Source organism: Kribbella sp. NPDC059898 (assembly GCF_042730855.1).
GTDB lineage: Bacteria > Actinomycetota > Actinomycetes > Propionibacteriales > Kribbellaceae > Kribbella.
The window spans coordinates 722,228-743,697 of record NZ_JBHWKR010000001.1 but is presented as its reverse complement, the minus strand read 5'-3'; the positions used below and the strand labels follow the sequence as shown (position 1 = coordinate 743,697).

Annotated in this window: 8 protein-coding genes; 2 read left to right on the top strand and 6 right to left on the bottom strand. The window is 69.6% G+C overall.

Translation table 11 applies throughout. The features are described from left to right. Nucleotides 1-2: 2 nt before the first annotated feature. Together ACFV9C_RS03685 and ACFV9C_RS03680 are read right to left on the bottom strand one after the other, a co-directional pair. A complete protein-coding gene (locus ACFV9C_RS03685; RefSeq protein WP_380190511.1) occupies nucleotides 3-2,501 on the bottom strand; it encodes a right-handed parallel beta-helix repeat-containing protein in 2,499 nt (832 codons plus the stop codon). Next, nucleotides 2,498-13,240: an actin cross-linking domain-containing toxin gene (locus tag ACFV9C_RS03680; RefSeq protein ID WP_380190510.1), complete on the bottom strand. Its 10,743-nt coding sequence runs from the start codon at nucleotides 13,238-13,240 to the stop codon at nucleotides 2,498-2,500. Before ACFV9C_RS03680 ends, ACFV9C_RS03685 begins: the two co-directional genes overlap by 4 nt. 129 nt (nucleotides 13,241-13,369) lie before the next feature. Between ACFV9C_RS03680 and ACFV9C_RS03675 the strand changes: the two genes are divergently transcribed. After that, the gene (locus ACFV9C_RS03675) at nucleotides 13,370-14,272 is read left to right on the top strand and encodes a hypothetical protein (protein WP_380190509.1); all 903 of its coding nucleotides are present in this window, start codon (nucleotides 13,370-13,372) and stop codon (nucleotides 14,270-14,272) included. Between the two features lie 14 nt (nucleotides 14,273-14,286). Continuing rightward, nucleotides 14,287-14,595 carry a hypothetical protein gene (locus tag ACFV9C_RS03670; RefSeq protein WP_137255555.1) on the top strand — a complete coding sequence of 103 codons (309 nt, stop codon included), beginning with the start codon at nucleotides 14,287-14,289 and terminating at the stop codon, nucleotides 14,593-14,595. Between the two features lie 148 nt (nucleotides 14,596-14,743). Here ACFV9C_RS03670 and ACFV9C_RS03665 read toward each other — a convergent pair whose 3' ends face one another. From ACFV9C_RS03665 to ACFV9C_RS03650, 4 genes are all read right to left on the bottom strand, one after another. Continuing rightward, nucleotides 14,744-15,010 carry a hypothetical protein gene (locus ACFV9C_RS03665; protein WP_380190508.1) on the bottom strand — a complete coding sequence of 89 codons (267 nt, stop codon included), beginning with the start codon at nucleotides 15,008-15,010 and terminating at the stop codon, nucleotides 14,744-14,746. A gap of 196 nt (nucleotides 15,011-15,206) precedes the next feature. Beyond that, entirely contained in the window at nucleotides 15,207-19,706 is a 4,500-nt protein-coding gene (locus ACFV9C_RS03660) for an FtsK/SpoIIIE domain-containing protein (protein WP_380190507.1), read from the bottom strand. Beyond that, complete coding sequence (locus tag ACFV9C_RS03655; protein WP_380190506.1) at nucleotides 19,697-20,734, bottom strand: hypothetical protein; 1,038 nt, start codon at nucleotides 20,732-20,734, stop codon at nucleotides 19,697-19,699. Before ACFV9C_RS03655 ends, ACFV9C_RS03660 begins: the two co-directional genes overlap by 10 nt. After that, nucleotides 20,731-21,264, bottom strand: coding sequence for a sigma-70 family RNA polymerase sigma factor (locus ACFV9C_RS03650; RefSeq protein ID WP_380190505.1), 534 nt, complete (start codon nucleotides 21,262-21,264; stop codon nucleotides 20,731-20,733). Before ACFV9C_RS03650 ends, ACFV9C_RS03655 begins: the two co-directional genes overlap by 4 nt. Nucleotides 21,265-21,470 lie beyond the last annotated feature (206 nt).

Sequence of the window (21,470 nt, the reverse complement as noted above, 5' to 3'; positions counted from 1 at the left end):
GATCAGGATGTCAGGAGTGGAATATCAGCCGCCTCCAGCGCGACGAGCTGGTCGGGGGTGGGGGCGGTCAGTTCGGAGAGGCGGTGGGCCTGGCGTTCGGTCATTGCCTGGAAGATCTGGCGGGCCGAGCGGCCGTTGCCGAAGCCTTCGCCGCGGGGCATCCGTTCGAAGAGGTCGGAGAGGGCGGTCCGGGCGTCGGTGGTGACCTCGTACTGGTGACCGCCGGCCTGGTGCTCGACGATCGCGACGAGCTCCGCCGCGGTGTAGTCCTCGAACAGCAGCGTGCGGGTGAACCGGGACGACAGGCCGGGGTTGGAGCCGATGAAGCGGCCCATGTCGTTCACGTAGCCGGCCACGATCACCACCAGGTCGTCGCGGTGGTCCTCCATCAGTTTGACCAACGTGGCAATGGCTTCCGCGCCGAAGTCGTTGCCGATGCCAACGGGTGACAGCGAGTACGCCTCGTCGATGAACAGCACCCCGCCGAGCGCCTGGTTCACGGCCGCGGTCGTCTTCGGCCCGGTATGACCGACGTACTCGCCGACCAGCCCTGTCCGGTCGACCTCGACGAGATGGCCCTTCCGGAGCAGCCCGAGCGCCTTCAGCACCCGCCCGTACACCCGGGCGACGGTCGTCTTGCCGGTGCCGGGGTTGCCCGCGAAGACCAGGTGCCGCGACAGCGGCGGTGCCGGCAGCCCGGCTTCCTGCCGCATCCGGACGGTCTGCATCAGCTTCACCATCGACTGGACGTCGCGCTTCACCCGGTCCAGACCGACCTGCTCGTCCAGCTCCGCGAGCACGTCCTCGAGCGTCTCGTCGTCCGGCGGCATACTCTCGTCGAGACCCGCCGTCGTCACCACCGCGGGCGCACCGGCCGCAGCGACCACCGGCTTAGCCGGCAGCAGCGGTACGCCGTCCACCGTGCAGTCCTCGAACGTCGGATTCGCGCCGTCCTCCTGCCCTACCGCGTCCACGCAGTCCCGGATCCGCAGGTGCTGGAACACCGGCGCCGCCGCCTTGCTCAGGTGCACCGCCGGGTACTTCGTCCCGTTCACGTCGCAGTCGGCGTACTTCCCGGCCGCCTGCTCCGCGAGATAGATCCCGTTCTTCGCCACCCCCGCGACCCGCAACGCCCGGACTGCGGGCGCCGCCGACGCCCACACCACCAGCCCGGACCCACCGCAGTCCTCGATCGCGGACCCCGACACCTCGGCCGCGGCGCCCGTACCGACGACGATCCCGGCCGCCTTCGAACCGCTCACCCGTACGGCGTCCACGGTCGCCAGCCCCGCGCCCGCCAGCTCGATCGCGGTCCCGACCGTCCCGCTCACCGACGACCCGCGCAACCCGGTCGCCGCACTCGACTCCAGGTGTACGCCGGTACCGCCGCCGCTGACCCGGCAGTCCACCGCCTCCACCGTCGCGCCGTCGACCACCGACAACCCGGTCAGCCCGACGTCGGCGATCCCGCACCGGGTCAGCTCGACTCGCGACGACGCGGTCGCGTGGACGCCGTGCTCGGCGCCCTCGCGGACCGTGCAGTCCGTCAGCCGCACCACCGCCGTACCGGTGAGATGGACGGCGCTGTAGACGGACCGGTCGAACCGGCTGCCGGTCAGCGTCGCGGTCGCGGAATCCGATGCCAGCAGGGCGTTCGCGCCCGCGTCGGCGACCAGGCAGTCGGAGGCCGTCAGGTCGGACTGGTCCTGCGCGACCAGCCCGCTCGCCCGCGCGTTCCGGACGCGGCAGTCCGTCAGCCGCACCTTCGCCGTACCGGCCGCGTGGATCCCCGGCCCGCCCGCCTGCTCGATCCGTACGTCGGTGAGCGTCGCCGTCGCCGCGTCCTCCAGCAGTACGCCGGCCATCCCGGTCTGCCGGATCACGCCGTCGGTGACCTCCAGCCGGCTCGCCCCGCGCAGCCGGAACCCGTACCCGGAGGTGGCGGTCATCCGCAGCCGGGACGCGTCCAGGAACGCGTTGCCGGACAGCACCACGCCGATCCCGTCGATCGTGTCGATCACCGAGTCCTCGGCCTTGGCGCGGACCCGGCCGGACAGGTGCAGCGCCGCCAGCCGGCCCTTCTCGATCCGCGACCCGCGCAGCATCAGCGTGGTCACGCCGTACCCGGTCAGATCCGACGAGCCCGCGGCGCCTTCGTTGCCCCGGGCATGGATCCGGCCGCCGACCACCCGGCAGTCCTCGAGCAGCAGCCCGGCACCGGGCGCGACGCCGACGGCCGGCGCGTCACCGCCCGCGGACCGGATCACCAGCCCACGCAGCGAACACTCCAGCCCTTCGGCGACCACGGCCGGTTCTCCCGGTACGCCGACCAGCTCGACGGTGCCCTCGGCAACGATCGCGACGGACCGGTCCAGCCGGAGCTGCTCGGCGTACTCGCCGGCGCTGACCACGATCACGTCGCCGGGCGCCGCGGCCCGCAGCGCCTCGGCGATCCGGCGGTAGCCGCCCCGGCCGCGCGGGGTCACGTAGCGGTTCGTCACGGTGTCCCTCCAAGATCCGGCGGAACTTGATACCACACCGGGTTGATCGAGGCCCGGATCGCGGGGGTCAGGAAGGCCCCGCCGATCCCCTTCTCGAACAGCCGGAACGGCATCGTCAGGACGATCTCCGCGAGTCCGCCCTTCTGGTAGAACCGGCCGACCGCGAAGTTCCCGCCGAGCAGTTTGGCCAGGCCGGCACTGTTCGCGATCGCGTACCCGGTGAGGACCGCGATCCCGCCCTCGCCGACCGCCTGCCAGCCGGACAGCTTGACGGTCTTGCCGTCGGCGTTCGGGACGCCGAAGATCGCCGCGTTCATCGCGCCGTTGACGAAGCCGGTGATCGGCAGCAGCAACATGTTCAGGCTGTAGTCGAACGTGCCGCCGCGCCAGCGCAGCGAGCTGGTGTTGCCGGCCCACTCCACGCCCCACGTCGCGTCGTTGTTGTTCAGCCGCTTGGTGACGAACTTGCCGCCGTCGACATTGCTCATGCTCTGCTTCAGGTTCCGCAGCGAGCCGCCGAGCTTGGTCTCGGTCAGCGCCGCGCCGGCCACCGACTTCAGCGTCGCGCCGACCGCGGCGTTCATCAGCGCCTTGAGCGCGTCGTTGCCGGTGAACGGCTTGTTCTGCGCCTCCGCGACGATGCCCGCGATCATCAGGCTGGCCGCGTAGTCGAGGAAGAACTCGGTCCCGACCTGCAGCATCACCTTCTGGGTGAGCAGCCGCGAGAACGGCGCGTAGTTCGCTTCGCGGAACGGGTTGCCGCCCGGCGTCAGCGTCTTGTTCGCCAGCGTCCAGTCGGACTGCATCAGCCACGGCTGCCGCTGCGCGTCACCGATCCGGGTGCTCCAGCCGCGGTACTCCGTCATCGCGCCGCGGAAGTCGAACTCGTTGCCGGTCAGGGTCAGCCGGCCGTCGACCATCTCGAACACGAGCCCGTTGTCGGACCGCTCCCCGATCACCGCGCCCGCCTGGTCGTACAGCTTCCACTGGCCGTGCACCTTGTCGGTCTCCAGGAAGTTGTTGCCGGACGCAACCCGTTCCCGGACGACCTTGTCGAAGTCGAACTCCTTCCACTGCCGCAGGTCCGTCTGCCCGTTGTCGAGCTTGAACTCGCGGACCCGGATCGGCCGGTCGCCGCCGATGTGCGGCGGGGTCTCACGGAGGAGCTGCGGCGGCACCTGCCCGTTCTGCGGCAGGCTGTCCCGGAAGTGCTGGCTGCCCGGCGTCCAGTTCTGCTGCCACGTGCCGTCCGCGGCCCGCCACTGCCGGTCCAGCCGGGTACTGCCGACGACCTCCACACCGGTCTTGTCGAACTCCGCGACCCGCCACTGGTTGCCGTCCTGCCAGGACTCGACGAACCGCCGCTCGTCCAGCATGTGCCGGTCCCGGATCAGGTTGCCCGCGGCATCGAAATCGCGGAACGAGTTGTCCCAGCTGATGCTCTCGTCGCTCGACCCCTTGAAGTGGAACCGGTCGCCCTCACGGCCCGCGATCGGTACGCCGGTGTGGTCGAGCTCCTGCCAGCGCCAGTGCGAGGAATCGGCCGCGCCGGTCGCGACGACGTACCGGTGGTTGCCGCCCACCGGCGCTGGGGTTTGGTGCGAAATGCCCACGAGATTGCCGTGCGCGTCCCGGTCCACCCAGATGTTCCGGTCGGTGCCGGGCTGCTGGAACTCGCGGACCACACCGCCCGGCCGGCTCTCCCGGACGACCGTCCAGCCGTGTCCGTCCAACTCGGCATAGTCGCGCCAGCCGTTGGTGTTGTCGAAGACCCGCCACCCGCTCTGATCGCCGGCCTTCCAGGGCGTCGTCGCGTTCAGGTACTGGTTCGCCGGCGGGGTCGCGTGGTCGCCGACCTTGAGCTCGGTACCGTCGTGCAGCTTGCCCTTCGAACGGACGAAGTCGCCGTTCACGTTCACGTCGACGACCGACTCGTCGGTGCCGACGTACCGGACGCCGCGGCCGGCATCGGCGCCATCGGTCTCCCAGCGGAAGATCTGGAACCGGTTGTCGCCGGAGATGTGCGCGACGCTGCCCGCGGTCGGCGGGTTGTCGAGGAAGTTCTGCCGGACCCAGATCGGCGGCCGCTGGTCACCCTGCCGGACGGTCTGCAGCAGTACGCCGCCGTCCAGCAGCTCGCCCTTGCCGACCGACTTCAGCTGCGGTGACTGGACCTCGAACTCGCCCGATCGGGTCGGGTGCGTGGCGCCAGGCTCGAGCTTGAACTCCTGGTACTGCCGGGCCTTGTCCGGGCCGTGCCAGGTGCCCCACTTCTGCTGGGCGACCCGGGTGACCTCGTTGCCGTTGTCGAGCACCCGGACGGTGTCGGTCCAGCCCTCGCCGATCGTCTCCAGCGTCCGGTCGCCGGAGCCGATCCGCAGTCCGTCGGCGTCGTACCGGTTCCAGGTCCACTGGCGGCCGGCCTTGATCGCCAGCACGTGGCCGGTGATCTCCTTCTCCGCCTTGCCGAGCGGCCCCAGCTCCTCGGCGATCGGGTTCGCGTACTTCTGCAGGCCTTGCTGGTAGTCGCGGACGACGTTGCCGTGGTGGTCGTAGTCCCGCCACGAGTTGCCGGCCGTGTCGACGTGCCGCTTGCCCCAGTTCGTCAGTACGCCGTTCGCGTCGTACGTCGCCCAGGTGGTGCGCCGGTCGAACCGGCCGTACCCGAGAGTGTCGGTCTTGCGGAAGCTGTCCAGGATCGTGCCGTCCGGGAGGAACCGCCGTTCGAAGACGTCGACCTCCTTGGCGGTCGAGCTCTGCAGGCGGATCCGGCCGTTGCCGAGGCCGACCACGTCGACCTTGCCGTGCTGGAAGCCGCCGGTCCCGTCGACGTTCGCGCCGTCCACCCGGCGCCACGTGTTGTCGGTGCGGTTAACGACGTACGTGAACTCGGTCGCCTGGCCGTTGCGGACCACCGGGAAGCCCTGCTCGGTCAGCGTGCCTTCGCGGGAGAACACGTGGAACTCGCCGTTCCGCGGTCCTCGTACGTTGATCTCGAGGCGTACGCCGCCCTGCGCGTCGACCGTGACGCGGTGCGGGGTCGGCACCGGTACGCCGTTGCGGTCCGTCCAGGTGACCGCGCCGTTCTGGTCCCGGGTGACGCGGGTGAGCCCGGCGCCGAGGGCGTGCCCGTCGAGGTCGGTGACCTCGCGGACGACGGCACCGTTCAGGTCGAAGACGTCGAAGCCGCCGGTACGGGTGACCGTGATCTCGCCGGCCGCGGCGTCGAAGGTGACCGTCCGGCCGGGGATCGGCTGGTAGTTGGCGTCCAGGCGTCGCGCGCCGGTCGGGGTGATCTCCAGGAAACCGTGTTCGCCGGGGAGATTCACGGCGTGGCCGTTCGCCTGGAACCCGCCGTCCGGGTCGTACGCGCGGTAGTTGCCGCCGTCAACGACCCGGTAGCCGCCGCCCTGGATGTGTTCGACCGTACGGCCGGCGCCGGCTGGGTCGTGCAGCGTGAGGTTGTGGTTGACGTCGTGGACGACGACCTGCTGGTTCCCCAGCGGGATCTGCCGGTCCAGGTAGGTTCCGGCGTCGTCGAAGGTGCGGGCGATGCCGTTCGCCTCGACGACCCGGAAGCCGCCACCTTCGAGGGTCGTGAGCCGGCCGGGCAGCTGAGCGCCGGCGTTGTCGACTAGCACCGGATCCATGCCGTGCGCGCGGTACAGGAACGTCTGGCCGGCGTGCGCGGGATCCGCGACCTGGATCCCGCTGCCGCGGTGGATGCCGGTCTGGTCGAACCACCGGACGTCACCGAAAGCGTTGTCGGACACCCGGAAATGCCCGTTTCCGAGGCGTTCCACCTGGGTGTTCGGAACCGGCGTACCGTGCAGGTCGGTCGCGTGCACCCCGCCGGTGCCGTTCGGCTCGGTGAACAGGTTCCCCTGCGGGTTGAACGGGTCCCGCAGTACGACGCCGTCGCCGAGATGGCCGCCGTCCGCGCCGTACCGCGCCGTCCGGCCCTGCGGACCGAGCACCCGGAACCTGCCGTCGGGCAGGTCGGAAACGCGCAGTTCGTTGCTCCCCGCAACATGCGGCCGGCCTTCGAGCGGCCGGACGATCCACTGGTCGCCGAACTGGCCTCCACCGATCTGCAGCCGGACGTCGAGCTGCTTGCCGTCGGCACCGAACCCGATCCCGTGCCGGCCGTCGGTGAGCACGAACCGGCCGTCGGGCATCTCCCGCAGGTGGGTGTTCGGGATCGGTACGCCGTGCTGGTCGACCAGGCGGGTGCCGCCGGGGAAGTTCTCGGTGAAGTGGTTGCCCTGCGGGTGGTCCAGCCGGATCCCGTCGCCGCGCAGTACGCCGTTCCCGTCGTACAGCTGGGTGCGGCCGTCCGGGCCGGTGAGCCGGAAACCGTTGTCGCCGAAGTCGTCGAGCGTGAGGTTGTGCGCGTTCGGGCCGGTGACGTGCGGCGTACCGCCCTCCGGCCGGATCACCACGTGGTTGCCGAACGCCCCACCGAGCGGGTGCTGCTGGATCTGCGGCAGCTGCACCGTGCGGACGATCACCGGTTCCTGGCCGCCGAGGACCTGGTCCCACGCGTGCGGGTAGCGCGTCATCATCCACTCGGCCTTCTGCTGCACGGTGGACATGGTGACGATGCGCTGGTCGGTCTTGGTCGCGTGGTCCGGGAACTTCTCCCGGAACCAGCCGGCGAAGTCGCCCCGGTTGTCGGTGTGCCCCACGGCGCCGTTGATATGCTGCACCGCCGCGCGCCGCCCCGGGCCGAGGTCGGCCAGCAGGTCGGTGATCGAGGCGGTCGGCAGCTTCTGCGTCGGGACGAGGTGTTTCAGGCCGTCCGGTACGGCGCGGAACTCGAACAGCAGCGCCTTCTCGCCGCCGATCACCGCGTCGTTGATGCCGTGGCCGGCGACCTCGCCGCCGCCCAGGATGTACAGCTTCGACTCGCGCCAGATCGTACCGTCGCCGATCTCCGGCAGCTCCCGGAGCAGCTTCAGCGTCGCGGCCCTGTCGACATCGGACAGGCCCTCGAGGACGACGTTCGGGCGGGTCCGCGGCAGGACGGCCCAGTCGTTCTTGACCACTGGGTCGGTCAGGCTGTGGAACGGCGAAGCGCCCGGATGCGCGCCGATCGGGATGCCGTGCTTGTCGACCTGCTTCGCGGTGAAGGTGATGATCGACTTCAGATAGGTGTACGCCGACTCGACCGCCGCGGGGTTGTCGAGGGTGGCGTGGTCGAGGTTCCGGACGGCGTCGTCGGTGCGGAACTCGGGGTTGTACCAAGGGTTCTCGCGGAGCAGTTTCAGCTCGTCGGTGGTGGCGAACTCGGTGGCCTTCACGCCCACCGTCAGCTGCTGACCGCCGAGCGGCATCGTGACCGAGCCGAGGTCGTCCAGCTGCATGCCGCTGCCGCCGCCGATCGCATGCCGCCCGTTGGTGATCTCCAGGCGGAACCGCCCGTCCGGGCTGGTGATCGACTCCATCGCCTGGTGGTTCGCGGTGTTCAGACGGCTCTTGAAGGTGTCGAGCAGGAACTGAGTCGCGTCGTCGCGGAGCGCGATCCCGGCCTGGTCTCCCACGCGCGACGGGTAGTTGACGAGCTCGACCGTGTGCGTGGTCCAGTTCCCGCCGCGTGCGGTCGGCAGGTCGCCCGGGTTGCGGTAGATCCCGGTGCTCATGTCCTTGGTCACCATCACCAGGGACTCGTCGGTCTCCACGTTCTTCACGAACGCGAACACCCGATGCGACCCCTCCGGCATCGCGACCACAAACCCACCGAGCTCACTCTCGGTCCCGAACGAAGCACTATCAAACTTCTTCCCAAACTCAGGAGCCACCACCCGCTGCGGCCGCACCGGCAGCGGCGCCCCATGCCCAGCCCCACCAACCCCCGGCGGCGGGGGCGGAACGGGCGCATGCCCAGACCCCAGATGCGGAGGAGGCGGCGGCACAAGCTGCCCCGCCAAAGGCGGCGGCGGAGGCGGCGGAGCCGCGTGCGCGGTGGGCTGGGGTGTGGGGGTGGTGTGGGTGATGGGTGTTGTGGGGGTGATGTCTTCCAGGTCTGGGGTGGTTCGGCCGGTCATGCCGCCTACCAGGCGGGGGCGGTCCTTGAGGGACTGGTCGAGGAGGGTGCGCAGCTGGGTTTGGATGTCGGCGACCGACATACCGGGGTGCTTGGTCTCGAAGGCGGTCTTCGCCTGGTTGAGGTTCTCCTGGGCCTTCCACAGGTTGATGAACTTCTTCGCACCCACCGGCGGACCGTCCGACGGCCCGTCCGCACGATGCCCGTACAGCCGTACGTCGTGAATCGCCGCGTCCACCTGCGCCTGCGCGCGCTCCACGTTCACGAAGTCGTCCATCTTCGCGCCAACCGCCGCGTCGGTCTCCCCGGGCGACCGGAACACCTCGAACCGCGCCGCGAAGTCGTCGTCCCACGCCTTCGCGATCCCCGTCCCCTTGCCCGGTACCTGATCCCACGACGCCGGCTTCGGCATCGACATGAACGCGTCGTTGTTGTGCAGCACGTTCCCGCGCAGATCGGTCGCCAGGTTCGAGAACTGCTGCCCACTCCACGTCTTGTCGAACTTGTTCGCCCCGTCCGCGGTCCAGATCACCCGCACCGAGTCGTCCTGCGGATTCCGCAGTACCGAGATCGTCAGCTCGTCCACCGACCCCGGCTTGCCGACGTGCACGGTGTGCGACAACCCGTCCACACTCGTCGTCGCCCGAGTCGTCACGTCCTCCAGCCCCTCGAACCCGCGCAGCCCCGGCGTCTCGAACGACTTCACGAAGTCCCCGAACGCCGACTCCGACGAGATCCCCGGCCACTTCGCGGTGATCACCTCGTCGAACTTCGACGCCGGGATCGGCTCGGCCTTGACCGGGATGATCCGGTGCCCGTTCTCGACGATGTCCGGCCCGGTCCGCGTGAACGTGGCCGGACCGAGCGTGATCTCCCACTGGTCCTGGTTCCACGCCCTCGCCTCGCCACCACCCGGGTGGTACCCCTCCGGGTACGACATCGCCAGCTTGCCGTGGTTCGGCGGTACGTCGACCTTGAACACGACCCGGTTCGAATCGACCCCGTTCTTCGCCCACTCGTCCTGGAACTTCAGCGTGCTGGACGTCGAGATCGGCAACCGCTCGACGAACTCGTCGGCCTGCGCGCTCAACGGATCCATCGACACCCCGCGATACACGGTGATGTGATCCGCGGCCCCCTTGAACTGCAACTCGCGAGCAACCGTGTCGAAGTTCTTCACCTTCGCGACCAGCGTCCCGTCGGCGAGCGAGGACGGGTTCACGTACCCACCGAATCCGCGCTTGGACGTGAACGACCCGCCCATCACGTCCTTCATCAGATTCTCGACCGCCTTGTTGCCGGCCGCCTCGGTGAGATGGGTGCGGGACAGGTCGACCTGCGCGTTCCAGCGGGCCAGGTCGTCGCCCGCGAGGTGCGGCGGCGGCACGGGCCGCACCAGGTCGTCGGTGGCCGTCGTACCGATCCCGTGGAACGAGCCGTCGCGCCCGTACCGCAGCGGTCCGTGCGGCGACGCCACCACCAGGCCGTCCTCGGTGACCTTCACGGAGTACTTGCCGTCGGCAACGCCGCTGTCCAGGTTCCCGAGCTTGCCCTCCAGCGACACCGGCCGGCCATCGAAATGCCCGCCGTGCAACGCGAACGACTCGCCCACATGGTTGGCCCGCCCACCGAACCCGAGGCTGTAGGTCCAGGTGTGTGACCCGTCGGAGATCGTCAGCGTCTTACCAACCACCGTCGAGGTGAAGTCGTCCGCCCCCGGCCCGTGGACGTGTACCTGCGCACCGTTGACGTCGAACTTCAGACCGGCGTGCCCCGGTACGTCGTACGTCATCGTCCGCGCGCCGCCGAGCAGCCGCGGCCGTACGCTCAGCGACTCCTTCGTCAGGTCGTCGAGCTGCTGCTGCAGACCGTCGACGCCGATCCCGTGCTTCCCCTCGAACGCGTTCTTGGCCAGGTCGAGGTCGTGCTGCGCGCCGTGCAGGTCGAGGTGCACCTGGTCGCCGACCGACGGCGCGTTCGACGGCCCGTCCACCCGGTCGCCGTGGATCGCGACGTTCTCCTGCGCGATGTGCAGGTTGTTCTGGGCCTGCTGGACCCGGGTGAAGTCGTCCAGCTTCGCGTTCACCGCGGCGTCGGTGTCGCCGGGCTTGCGGAACACGCCGGCCTTCGCGGCGAGGTCGCTGTTCCAGGCCGCGTTCAGCGACTGGTTCTCCAGCTTCCCGTTCGCGGTGTAGTGCCAGGACATCCCGTCCTTGCCCAGCACGTGCACGCCGCCGGTGTCGAGCGCGCGGATCGTGACCTGGTCCGGGATCGCGCTGCCGTCCAGGTTGGTGATCCGGAACCCGCCGTCCGGCTGCTTGATCAGCACGCGGTCGTCGATCCGCGCGAGCCCGTCCGCCTTGGTCAGCCGTACGCCGTGATCGACGACGACGCCATTCGGGTCGAAGCGGGTCGTCACCCCGGTCGAGGTGTCGGTGAACCGCAGCCCGCCGCCGTTCAGCGGGTCGAGCCGCCCGTTCGGGCCGCCGCCGTGCAGGTTGAACTGGGTGACGCCGCCCTCGAACCGCTCGACCTTCACCACGATCCCGGGGTGGTCGGGCAGTCCGTTCAGCGGGATCTCGCTCCGGCCCGGGCTGAACGTGTGCGGAGCGACCTGCTGCTGCGGCGGTACGTCGGTCTTCGGCACGTTCACCGGCTGTACGTGGGCGGTCGGCGGCGTCGCGACGTTCTGGACCCCGGTGAACGTCGGCGTCTCGGTCCGGAGGTTCGCCGGGCTGACCATCTTCAGGTCGGCCGGTCCGCCGGTGACCAGGTCGAGTGCCGCGTTCACGCGCTCCACGGCCGGCGGGCTGACCACGTGACCGCCGTTCGTCGCGGCCGGCGCCGGCGGCCGGGTCAGCTCGTCCAGCGACAGCCGCAGGTGGTTCGCCTGGAAGCCGTGCGACACGCCCTCGTTGATCGAGGTGGTGATGTGCGGCGAGATGCTGGTCGTGGTGTTGTTCCGCAGGCCGGAGTTGACCAGGTCGCCGATACTCGTCGACTGCGGCGTGGACACGTGCAGCGAGCCGATGTTCGTGACCGGCGGCGTCACGTTCATGCCGCCGTTCAGATGGGTCAGCGACGTCGAGGTGGTCGGGATCTGCACGTTCCCGGTCACCCCGTTGACGCCGTGGATACTGTTCACGGCGGGCTGCCCGATGTTCGCCGACGGGATGTTCGTGAGGTTGGTACCGGCGGTCGAGGGCACGTGGACGCCGCCGGGCGTGACCACGGTCTCCAGGTTCACGCCGTGCCCGAGGTTGGTGTTCATCGGCGGCAGGTGCAGATCCTCGAACGCCTTGCCGGCGGTGATCCCGGACTCGGTCGCGAACCCGAACTGGTTGATCTTCACGTCCGGCTTCAGCGGCGGCGGCGCGATCATCTCCTGGAAGAACACCTTCGTGTTCTCCAGGAACGTCAGCTTCGGCGTGTTGATCGGTACAGCGCTGATCGTGTGGCCGAGCGCACTCACCATCGGCAGGCCGAACACGTGCTGCCCGGCGAGACCCCGCCCGAACACGCCGACCTTCAGCGCCTGCGTGAACGCCTGGAAGTCCGTCATACCGAGCGCCTTGAAGGCCCGGATCTCGTCCGCCGCCACCGGCAGGAACAGCCGGGTCCACTGCAGGCCGCCGAAGTGCGCGGAGATGAACTGCTTGCCGCCGTTCCAGACCGTGCCGAGGCCCCTGCCGACGGCGCTGAACCCGCGAACGATGGTGGCCGGCAGTTGCGTGAACGCCGTACCGAACTTGCCCAGCGCCCCGAGCGTGATCGAGCCGAAGTTCGCGCCGAAGTTGCCGACCGAGACCGCGAAGTTGCGAATGTTCGAGGCGACGAACAGGCCGGTCTCCCGGATCGAGAGGGTGACCAGCATCGGCATCCCCTTCAGCCCGGTCATCATCTTGAACAGGAAGTCCTTGCTGAAGATGGTCCGGAAGCTGCTGGCGAGGCCCTTGGCGCCGGCGCTGATGCCCTTCGCGATGCCCTTGATGATGCTGAAGATCGGCAGCGCCTTGGTGGTCGGCGCGATCAGGCCGAGACCGGCCAGGAACAGGTCGAGGAACGACGCGTCACCGTTCGCGACGTCGACGATGGTCTTGATGAACAGTGCCAGGTTGACGCCGAGCGCGAGCAGCGCGATCGGGCCGCCGAAGATCAGCGCCGGGATGATCAGGATGATCGCCAGCCACTTGAACGCCTCCCAGAACGCCTCGCAGGAGGAGATCGGCAGCTGAATGTCGGAGACGCCGTTGATCTTCCCGGCGTACGTCGACGCCTGGTCGGACTGGTCCCGCCCGGCCTGCTGGGCGATGCCCTTCTGGGCGTCCCGCTCCGGGTCGTCCTCCTTCAGGCCGCGGCCGGCCGCCAGTGCGGCGTCGGCCTTGCGCTGCTGCTCCTCGACCACGCCCCGCCAGTCCCGCAGCGCCTGCGCCGAGGTCTCGAACGCGTTCGCCACGTCCTCGACATGCCCACGCAACCGGTCGTCCACCTTGCCGCGCAAGGCGTCGGCGGCCTGACCGACGAACACGCTGTCGTTGTTGGTGTTCATCACCGACTGGATGGCGTTGAAGATGTCCCGCGCCTTGCCGCCGAGCTTCTGCAGCACCTCGGCCAGCTGGCCGATGGTCTCCGGCTCACCGGGGGTCGGGTCGCCACCGAGTCCGATCGCGTCCCAGTCGCTCGGCCGTGGCATCCACCCTCCCTGGTGATCCGGTCCTCCGTACTGACCACGCGCGACCACCCGCCGAGGTTCAGATCCGAGTGAACCTGATCCCGGGGTCGAGCGTGGTCAGGGTGGAGCCGTCGCGTTCAAGGAGGCGCTGTGCCGGACAAGCTGAAGATGAACTACAACCTGCTGAACGACGCCAAGCGAAACCTTGAAGACCTGGCGAACAACATCGAGCCGACGCTGAACGACAGCCTGTTCAGCACGCTGGCCGGGCAGGACAGTTCGAGCGTCCTCGGCAGCAGCGACATCGACCTCGCGATCACCGACCTGCACACGAACGCGCAGGGCACGATGACCAAGGCCGAGAAGGGCCTGAAGGAACTGGCCAACTCGTTCGGGTCGGTCGGTGAGGCGTTCCTGCAGTTCGACGCCGAGATCGCCCAGGGCATGAACGTGACCAACAGCAACCTGGCGCTGTCGAACTGGCAGCGGCAGAAGGACACCTGGGACTACTACCAGGCCCACAAGAGCGAGTGCGAGAACCTCCCGGCCGGTCAGAAGGCGCCGGACTTCTGCAGCGCCACCGATCCCGGGCAGCAGCCGCTCGACCAGACCATCACGACCGACCGCGGCAACATCCACACCCACCTGACCCTCGACGACAAGGGCAACGTGGTGAAGGAGGAGACCACGGTCACATACGACGGAAAGACGTACACGTCGACGTCGACGTACACCGAGGACAAGCACCACGTGATCACCGACAGCACGTATCCGGACGGCAGCACGGTCCACGACGACACGCACCTGAAGGACGACGGCAGCAGTACGACGACCACGACCAGCACCGACTCCGACGGCAAGAAGGACACCAGCGACGTGGCGCTGAAGGGCGACGGCAGCGGGACGAAGCACTCGACCGACAGCGACGGCACCGTCCACGACTACACCCGCGGGCCGGACAACTCCGACGGCACCTCGGCCGACTGGGTCGAAACCCAGGACAGCATCGACCGCAACACCCCGGACGACACCTACATCCCGGTTACCTACTGAAAGGCAGCGCAGTCATGGCGTACGACGGCATCAACCTCGAGTACGGCAAGATCACCGAGGTCGCCAACCTCCTGCACAACGCACACGAACAAATCGTTCCGCTGATCGTCAACCTGCGCAACAAGGTCAACCACCTGGTCGAGGACGGCCTGGTCTTCAAACAGTCCAGCGAGGTAATCCGCAACACCTACAACCAGTTCGACACCAGCCTGAACCTCGCCGTCAAGGGCATCGAAGACTTCAAGGAAATGTTCAACAGCATCATGAAAAACGCCGAAGACTTCGACAAGGGCATCAGCGACAGCCTCAACCAGAAGAAGTAAGAGAAAGGATCTGCTGAGCCCGCGGTCCGGTTTGGCGCGCTGGCGACAGTCAGCCCGCCAAACTCTGCAGTCACCGCGGTCTGCCTCGATGACGAGTGGTCGAGAGAGGGTTCGGGCTTCCGCTGTCCGCGCGGACCCGGTCGTGTGGTTACCCGCTGAAGGCGGTCGCCAGGTCCGCCCATAGCTCTGCCAAGACCTCGGTGCGTTCGGTGAGCTGATCCAACGGCATCCAGGCGTCCTCTTCGCCGGCGTGGAACTTGCGGTACGCCTCGGCATTGAAACGAGCCGCAACCTCCGACGCTCTCCGCGCCGCGACTGCAACTTCGGCACGGCTGAGCTGCCCACGGACAGCCGCCATGAACGTACCCTCGGCCTGCGCGTACTCCTCGGACAATCGCTCCAGGTCGGACTTCATCCGAACATTCTGTCCGGCGGACCTACGAAACGCGCTCATCTGCCGCGATCCGCGCTCCCGGACTGTCGCAGACCACCTGCCGGACGAGTGTCGCGCATCAGTCGACGCGGAGCAGCTGTGCCGGACCGGGATGGTTACTAGTGGTCGCGTGCCCTGGCGTGGAGATCGTCGCTGACACGCCGACCTGCTCAGACACTCACTGCTGGGTTTTGAGGATCGTGAGAGGTACCTGCACGGGGATGGGGGTGGAGGCGGGGCCGGTGGTCCAGGCTCGGCCTTGGCGGGGGGTGCTGCGGGTGATGTTGGCGCCTAGGCGGACGCCGATGAGTTCGCCGTCGCTGAAGGAGCGGGCCTCCAGCAACAGTCCGCGGCGGGCTCGGCGGGCGGCGCCGGCCCAGCCGCTCATGCCGGACTGGAAGCCGTCGGTGGTGGCGCCGAAGATGAGGGCCAGGCCCTGGTCCCGGCCGGAGACCACGATGTCCTTCAGGAGTTTGTCGGCGGCGGCGGTCATGATCAGGTCGGCGTCGTCGATGACGACCACCTTCGGGCCGGCCGGCAGATGATCCAGCGCACGTCGCAGTACGTCGTCTGCGGGGTCGGCCTGGTCCATCAGCAGGACGTGCGGGTGCCGGGCCAGCATCCGCAGCGGTGACTCGCGGGGGGTGATCACGACCAGCGAGGAACCGCCGGCCAGCAGCGAAACCGCCAAGCAGGACAGGGCATTGCTCCGGCCAGAACCAGGCGAGCCGAGGACGGCGTACGACGAACCGACGCCGGCGAGGTCCACCCCGACGGCACTGACCTCGTCGCCGCCGATGCCGATCAGGCCCCACTGCGGCCGGCGTTCCGCGTCGCCGACGTGCTCGTACGCCTCGGAGAACTCGATCGACGACGGCAGCTCCGCCAGCTGGAACGGCCGTCGCGCGGGCGGCACCTTCGCGTCCCGCTTCGTCGCCGCGGCGGCGATCGCGCTGATCGCGTCCACCTGCTCGGCACCGCCACCGGCGGCGAGTACGGCGACCTGCGTCTCGGTCCCGGTCAGTACGTGCCAGCCGCGCCCGGGCAGCACGATCGACGGGATCTTCACCCGCAGGCCGACGCCCTGGTAGTCGGTCCGGTCCGCCTGCCGGAGCAGGAGTTTGTGGTCGTTGTGCGACGCCAGCCGCCCGCCGAGCAGCGACCGTTCGGAGGTGGCGATCACGTGCATCCCCAGACCGGCACCCTCACGGAGCAGCCGCATGACGTCCTGCAGCAGGTGGTTGTGGTCGCTGTCGTCCAGCGTGGCCGCCAGCGCGTCCCAACCGTCGATGAACACCAGCACATGCGCAGGCCGCTCGCTCTTCGGCAGTGCCTTGCGCAACTCGTTCAGCCCGGTCGCGTTGTGCTTGCCGGCCAGCTCCTGCCGCTCGCTGAGCTCCTGGTTCAAGCGCCGCAGCAGCCGGGTCATCCGTTCCATGTCGTGCCGCGAAACGACCGCGCCACAGTGCGGCAGCCGCTCCAGCGGCGCGAGTCCGCCGCCTGCGGCGTCGATGCCGTAGATGTGGACGTCCGCGATGCTCAGGTTCTTCGCCGCCGAACCGGCCATCGTCCGCAACGTCTGGGTCCGCCCGGACCGCGGCGCCCCGATCACGTACAGATGACCGAACGTCTCGAAGTCCAGCCCGGCGACCCGCTGCTGCTGCAACGCCGGGATGTCTTCCAGCGCGTACGGCGCGAACATCGGCGTCTCGCTGGTGTCGGGTAGTTCGTCGAGCAGGATCTGCTGCCCGAGCGCGGGCTTCCACGGCTGCGGCTGTACGGCGAAGTCCGGCAACTCGGCCGCCGCCGCACGCAAGGCCTGCACGAGCGCCTGCAGATCGGTCGGCGCCGGCGCGGTGGGCGTACTCGCCTCGACGTCGTCGTCCTCGCGGTCGACCGCCCGGCCGAGGTCCGACCACGGCAGCTCCGTGACCTGCACCGCCGCGGGATCAACAGGCCCTTCCGGCTCTTCGGTACCGGAAGACCGCTCGGCCCCGACCCACGCGGTCTGGAACAGGTCCGCCAGCCGCGGACCGCGCCGGATCAGCGCCCGCCCCGGGATGCCCGGGCTGATCGACGCAGCTTCGTTCACGTCGACCACGTCCTGGCTCTCGGACTGGTCGGTGACGCGGAGCGCGATCCGCAGGTTCGTGTTCGCCCGGATGTCACCGGTCACCACACCGGCCGGCCGCTGGGTCGCCAGAATCAGGTGGATCCCCAGCGAACGACCGCGCTGCGCGATCCCGATCAGCCCCGGGACGAAGTCCGGAATCTCCCGCACCATCGCCGCGAACTCGTCGATCACCAGCAGCAGGCGGGGCAACCGCGCCAGCTCCGGATTCGCGACCCGCTTCGACTGGTAGTCCGGCAGGTCCTTCGCGTCGGCGGCGGCCAGGATCCGCTCCCGCCGCCGCAGCTCCGCCTCCAGCGACTCCAGCACCCGTTCGACCAGGTGCGCGTCGAGGTCGGTCACCATGCCCAGCGTGTGCGGCAGCCCCGCGCACTCCTTGAACGCGCTGCCGCCCTTGTAGTCGACGAGGACGAAGGTCAGCTCGTCCGGACGGTTCGCGACCGCGAGCGACGCGACCATCGTCTGCAGGAGCTCCGACTTGCCGGATCCCGTCGTACCGGCGATCAGCCCATGGGGGCCATCGGCAACCAGATCGACAACGAACTTCCCGTCGAAGTCGGAGCCGAGGACGAACGACGTACTCGCCGGCCGCCGCTGCCACCGGGCCAGCAGGTCGGTCGGCTCCGGCGGCTCCAGGTCGAGTTCGTCGAGCAGCTTCACCGTCTTCGGCAGACCGGCGTCGTGGTCCGGGCTGACGTCCCGAACCGGCGCCAGCGACCGGGCGATCTGCTCGCACCACTCCGGCGTCACCAGGTCCGCGCGAACGTTCCGCTGGTCCGGAATCCCCGGCCGCCGGACGAGCAGCGTGTCGTCCTCGGCCAGCACCACGCCGCTGCACTCCTGCGGCAGCAGCCGCTCGTCACGATCCAGGCAGACCGAGTACACCCCGACCGCGGGCCCCTCGGTCAGCACCTGCACGAACCCCGGTACGTCGCGCAGCCGCCGCGACCCGTCCGCGATCACCATGACCTCGTACTCGAGCATCGGCTCCCGCTCGGTCGAGGCCTCGGCCCGCCGGTGCCGTCCCTGGATCTGCGACACCAGCTCGCCGACCCGCGCCGCCGTCGTGGTCTCGTCGTTCGCGATCAGCACAGCCGCGGGTCCCTTGCCCGGGCGCAGCTGCGGCAGCCACCGCACCCAGTCCCAGTCCGTGGCGTCGTCGGATTCCGCCAGTACGACGATCCGCAGCGACTGCGGCGAATGCAGTACGGCGGCCTGGATCGTCAGCCACCGCGCCAACGCACGCACGGAAGCAGCCTCGCCCGCGATACCGAGAACCCCGTGGTTGCGCAGCGGTACGGCGATCGGCGCGTCCGGGATGGTCCACCGGATCGTCCGGTGGTTCTCCTCCCGGCCCTGGTCGTCGAGCTCCTTCAGCGACTCCTGGTCCGCCGTACCGACCCGCAGCAGCAGGTAGTCCGGGTCGTGCCGGCGGCGTTCCCACAGCCGGCTGCCCGGCCGGGTCGCCAGCTGCGCGATCCGGACCGGGTCCGGCGCGGTCAGGTTCCGGATCACCCGCTCCCGGGCGACCGCGACCGCGATCTCCTCGTCGAGCGCGGCCTGCCGGGCGAAGTACAGCTTGCGGGCCTTGATGTGGTCCAGCCGGTTGCTCTTGCGGCTGGAGAAGAAGTTCATCCCCATCATCAGGGGGCTGACCAACGTGAAGACGAGGAAGTAGTACGAGTTGAACAGCCCGACCATCACCAGCCCGAGCACCAGCGGCATCAGTACGACGGGCCACGGGAACGGCCGGTTCTGCGGCGGCGGTGGCGGTGGCGGCAGCCGGAGCTTCTCCTCGTCGAGGTGCGGCGCGAGCCGCGGCGGCCGGTTGTAGTCGAGCCCGAAGCCGTCGTCGGCGACCCGGATCGCGGCGATCGGCTCGATGTCGCCGCAGCAGCGCAGCAGCATCGGACCGACCACGAGGTCCTCGTCCGGCGGCCACACCCGCACCTGCCCGACGGGCACCGTGCCCGGGTCGACGACCCGCTGCGCCGGTTCCGGTCCGGGCATCGGCTCGTCGTCCTGCGGCCGGATCGCGCTGGTCGCCGCGTCGTCCTCGGGCGGCCCGATCCGCCGGTTCGAGACCGCGCCGCCGACGTCCTCGGTCCGGTGCCAGTACGCCTCGCCGCTGGCGCCGACGGTGATCCACAGCCCCCGCCTGGGTACGTCGTCGCCCTCGAGCCGGATCGCGCACTGCGGGTCGGCGCCGATCTCGTGGCTGCCCGGCCCGACCCGCCACACCCGCCCGGCCCGCGGCCCGGAGACGGCGTGCAACTCCACGACGGCGGTCGCGTGCCCGGACGGGGCGCTCTGCAGCAGGTCGGGTACGTCGACCGGCCCGCCGAGGCCGATCACGCCGCCTTCGCGGACCCCGGACTTCGCGAGCGTGGTCGAGGGGTCGAGACGCTTGCGGCCGAGGAACAGCGTCGTACCGGGTCTGCCGAGTCCGTCGGCGAGACCGGCGACGGACAGGCCGCGGGGTATCCGGACGAGCTGGTCGGCCCGGGCGCCGGACCGCGAGTCGACCGTGGTCAGGTTCAGCTCCACGAGGCGGCCTTCCCGTCGGTCACCGCGGACACACCCACCGAACCGGCCGGCGTTTCGAGATAGCCCAGCTCGTCGGTGGTCACCGTCTCCGGGCTGAACGGTACGCCGCTCTCGAACTCGTGCGGTGGCAGCCGCCGGATCGTCCGCGCGACGGCCTTTGCCAACGGCAAGGGATCGATCCGCAGCCAGGTCGCGCCGCCGTGCAGCCGCAGGGTCTGGTCGGGCAGCGCCTCCAGCAACCGGCTGCTGCCGCGCGCGACGCCCAGGGTGAGCATCCGGCGCCCGGCCGGCAGCGGCCCGGCCAACGGCCCGGCGCCGACGACGAACCAGGCCCCGAGCCGCCGCGCGGCCTCCGCCAGCGGCATCCCGTCGTGCCGCGGATGGATGCCCTCGGCAACTTCGATGGCGCCCACCGGCAGCCGTACGTCGAGCTGCGCGGCCAGCGCCTGTACGACGGAGCGGGCCGTCCGGTCGACGCCGTACACGGACAAGGTCCGCGGGCCGGAGAGCAGGTCCAGCATGATCACCGTCGTACCCTCGGAGTCGATTCCGGCGCAGACCAGCAACGGGAGCTCGCGGACCGACCCGGTCTCGGGGACGGCGGCGCGCGGGATCCACCACAGCCGCGGGTCCAGCGGGTCGGCGCTCCACGGGGCCGGCGGCTCGAGCTCGGACATCCCCACGAGCAGTACGCCGATCCGCTCCTTGGCCAGCGCGACGGCGTACGGCGCCATGCCCGGGGTGACGGCGGCCGCGGCGACGATCGCCTGCTCGGCGGCCGACCACGCGGTGCGGTCCCGCAGGACCGAGGTCAGCAGGCGGAGGCGCCGCTTGTACCGGCGGCGGGCCGCGATCGGCTCGGTGAACGCGGCGACCGTCCGCCGGGTCTCACGGCGGATCCAGCGGAGCAGCCGCTTCCAGCCGCCGAGCTTGCGGACCAGCAGGTTGACCAGGATCACGACCAGCAGGACCACACCGATATAGCCCAGAACTCCACGAACACCACCACCACCGAAAGCAGTGCTCATGCAGCGGCTCCCGCCCAGTCCGTCCGGCTCAGTTCGGCCCGGAGTTGCCGGACCGCGTTGTGCGCGCGCGACTTCACTGTCCCGATCGGGACACCCAGCGCCGCGGCGACCTCCTCGCCGGCATGTCCGAGCAGATGGACCCGGGCCACCACTTCGCGGTGCGCGGGCGACAGCCCTCGCAGTACGTCGACCAGCACCCGCCGGTCGATCACCTGCTCGGCCGGATCCGGCTGGCTCACCGGCTCCTCCAGTTCGCCGGCGCCGAGGCCGACCGGGACCGCCCGGCCGGACCGGCGGTGGTGGTCGACGACCAGGTTGCGGGCGACCCGGAACAGCCACATCCGCACCGGCCGGTCCTGCCAGTCGATCCGGTCGGCCAACTGCCACGCACGCAGCAGCGTCTCCTGTACGACGTCCTCGACGGCGTGACTGTCCCGGCCGAGAATGCTGGTCACGTAGCGGCGGAGACTGTCCCGCTCCGCCAGACAGAGCTCCATGACGGTGGTCCGGCACGCGCGCTCGTCGATCATGGGTCTCCCTCGGGGCGATGCTGCAGCGGAGAACCTGGCTCGGCTCAAAATAAGTTGAGAACGCTCTCATGGCAACGCCGGTGGATGAACACTCAGCAACAATCTGATCTCATGCAGTGATCGCGGTCACGTTTTGGCGCACCGTTTGACGCCGGGGCGGTGCCGGGGTGATCCTCGGCAGCAGACACGCCTTCGCCCTTCCGTCC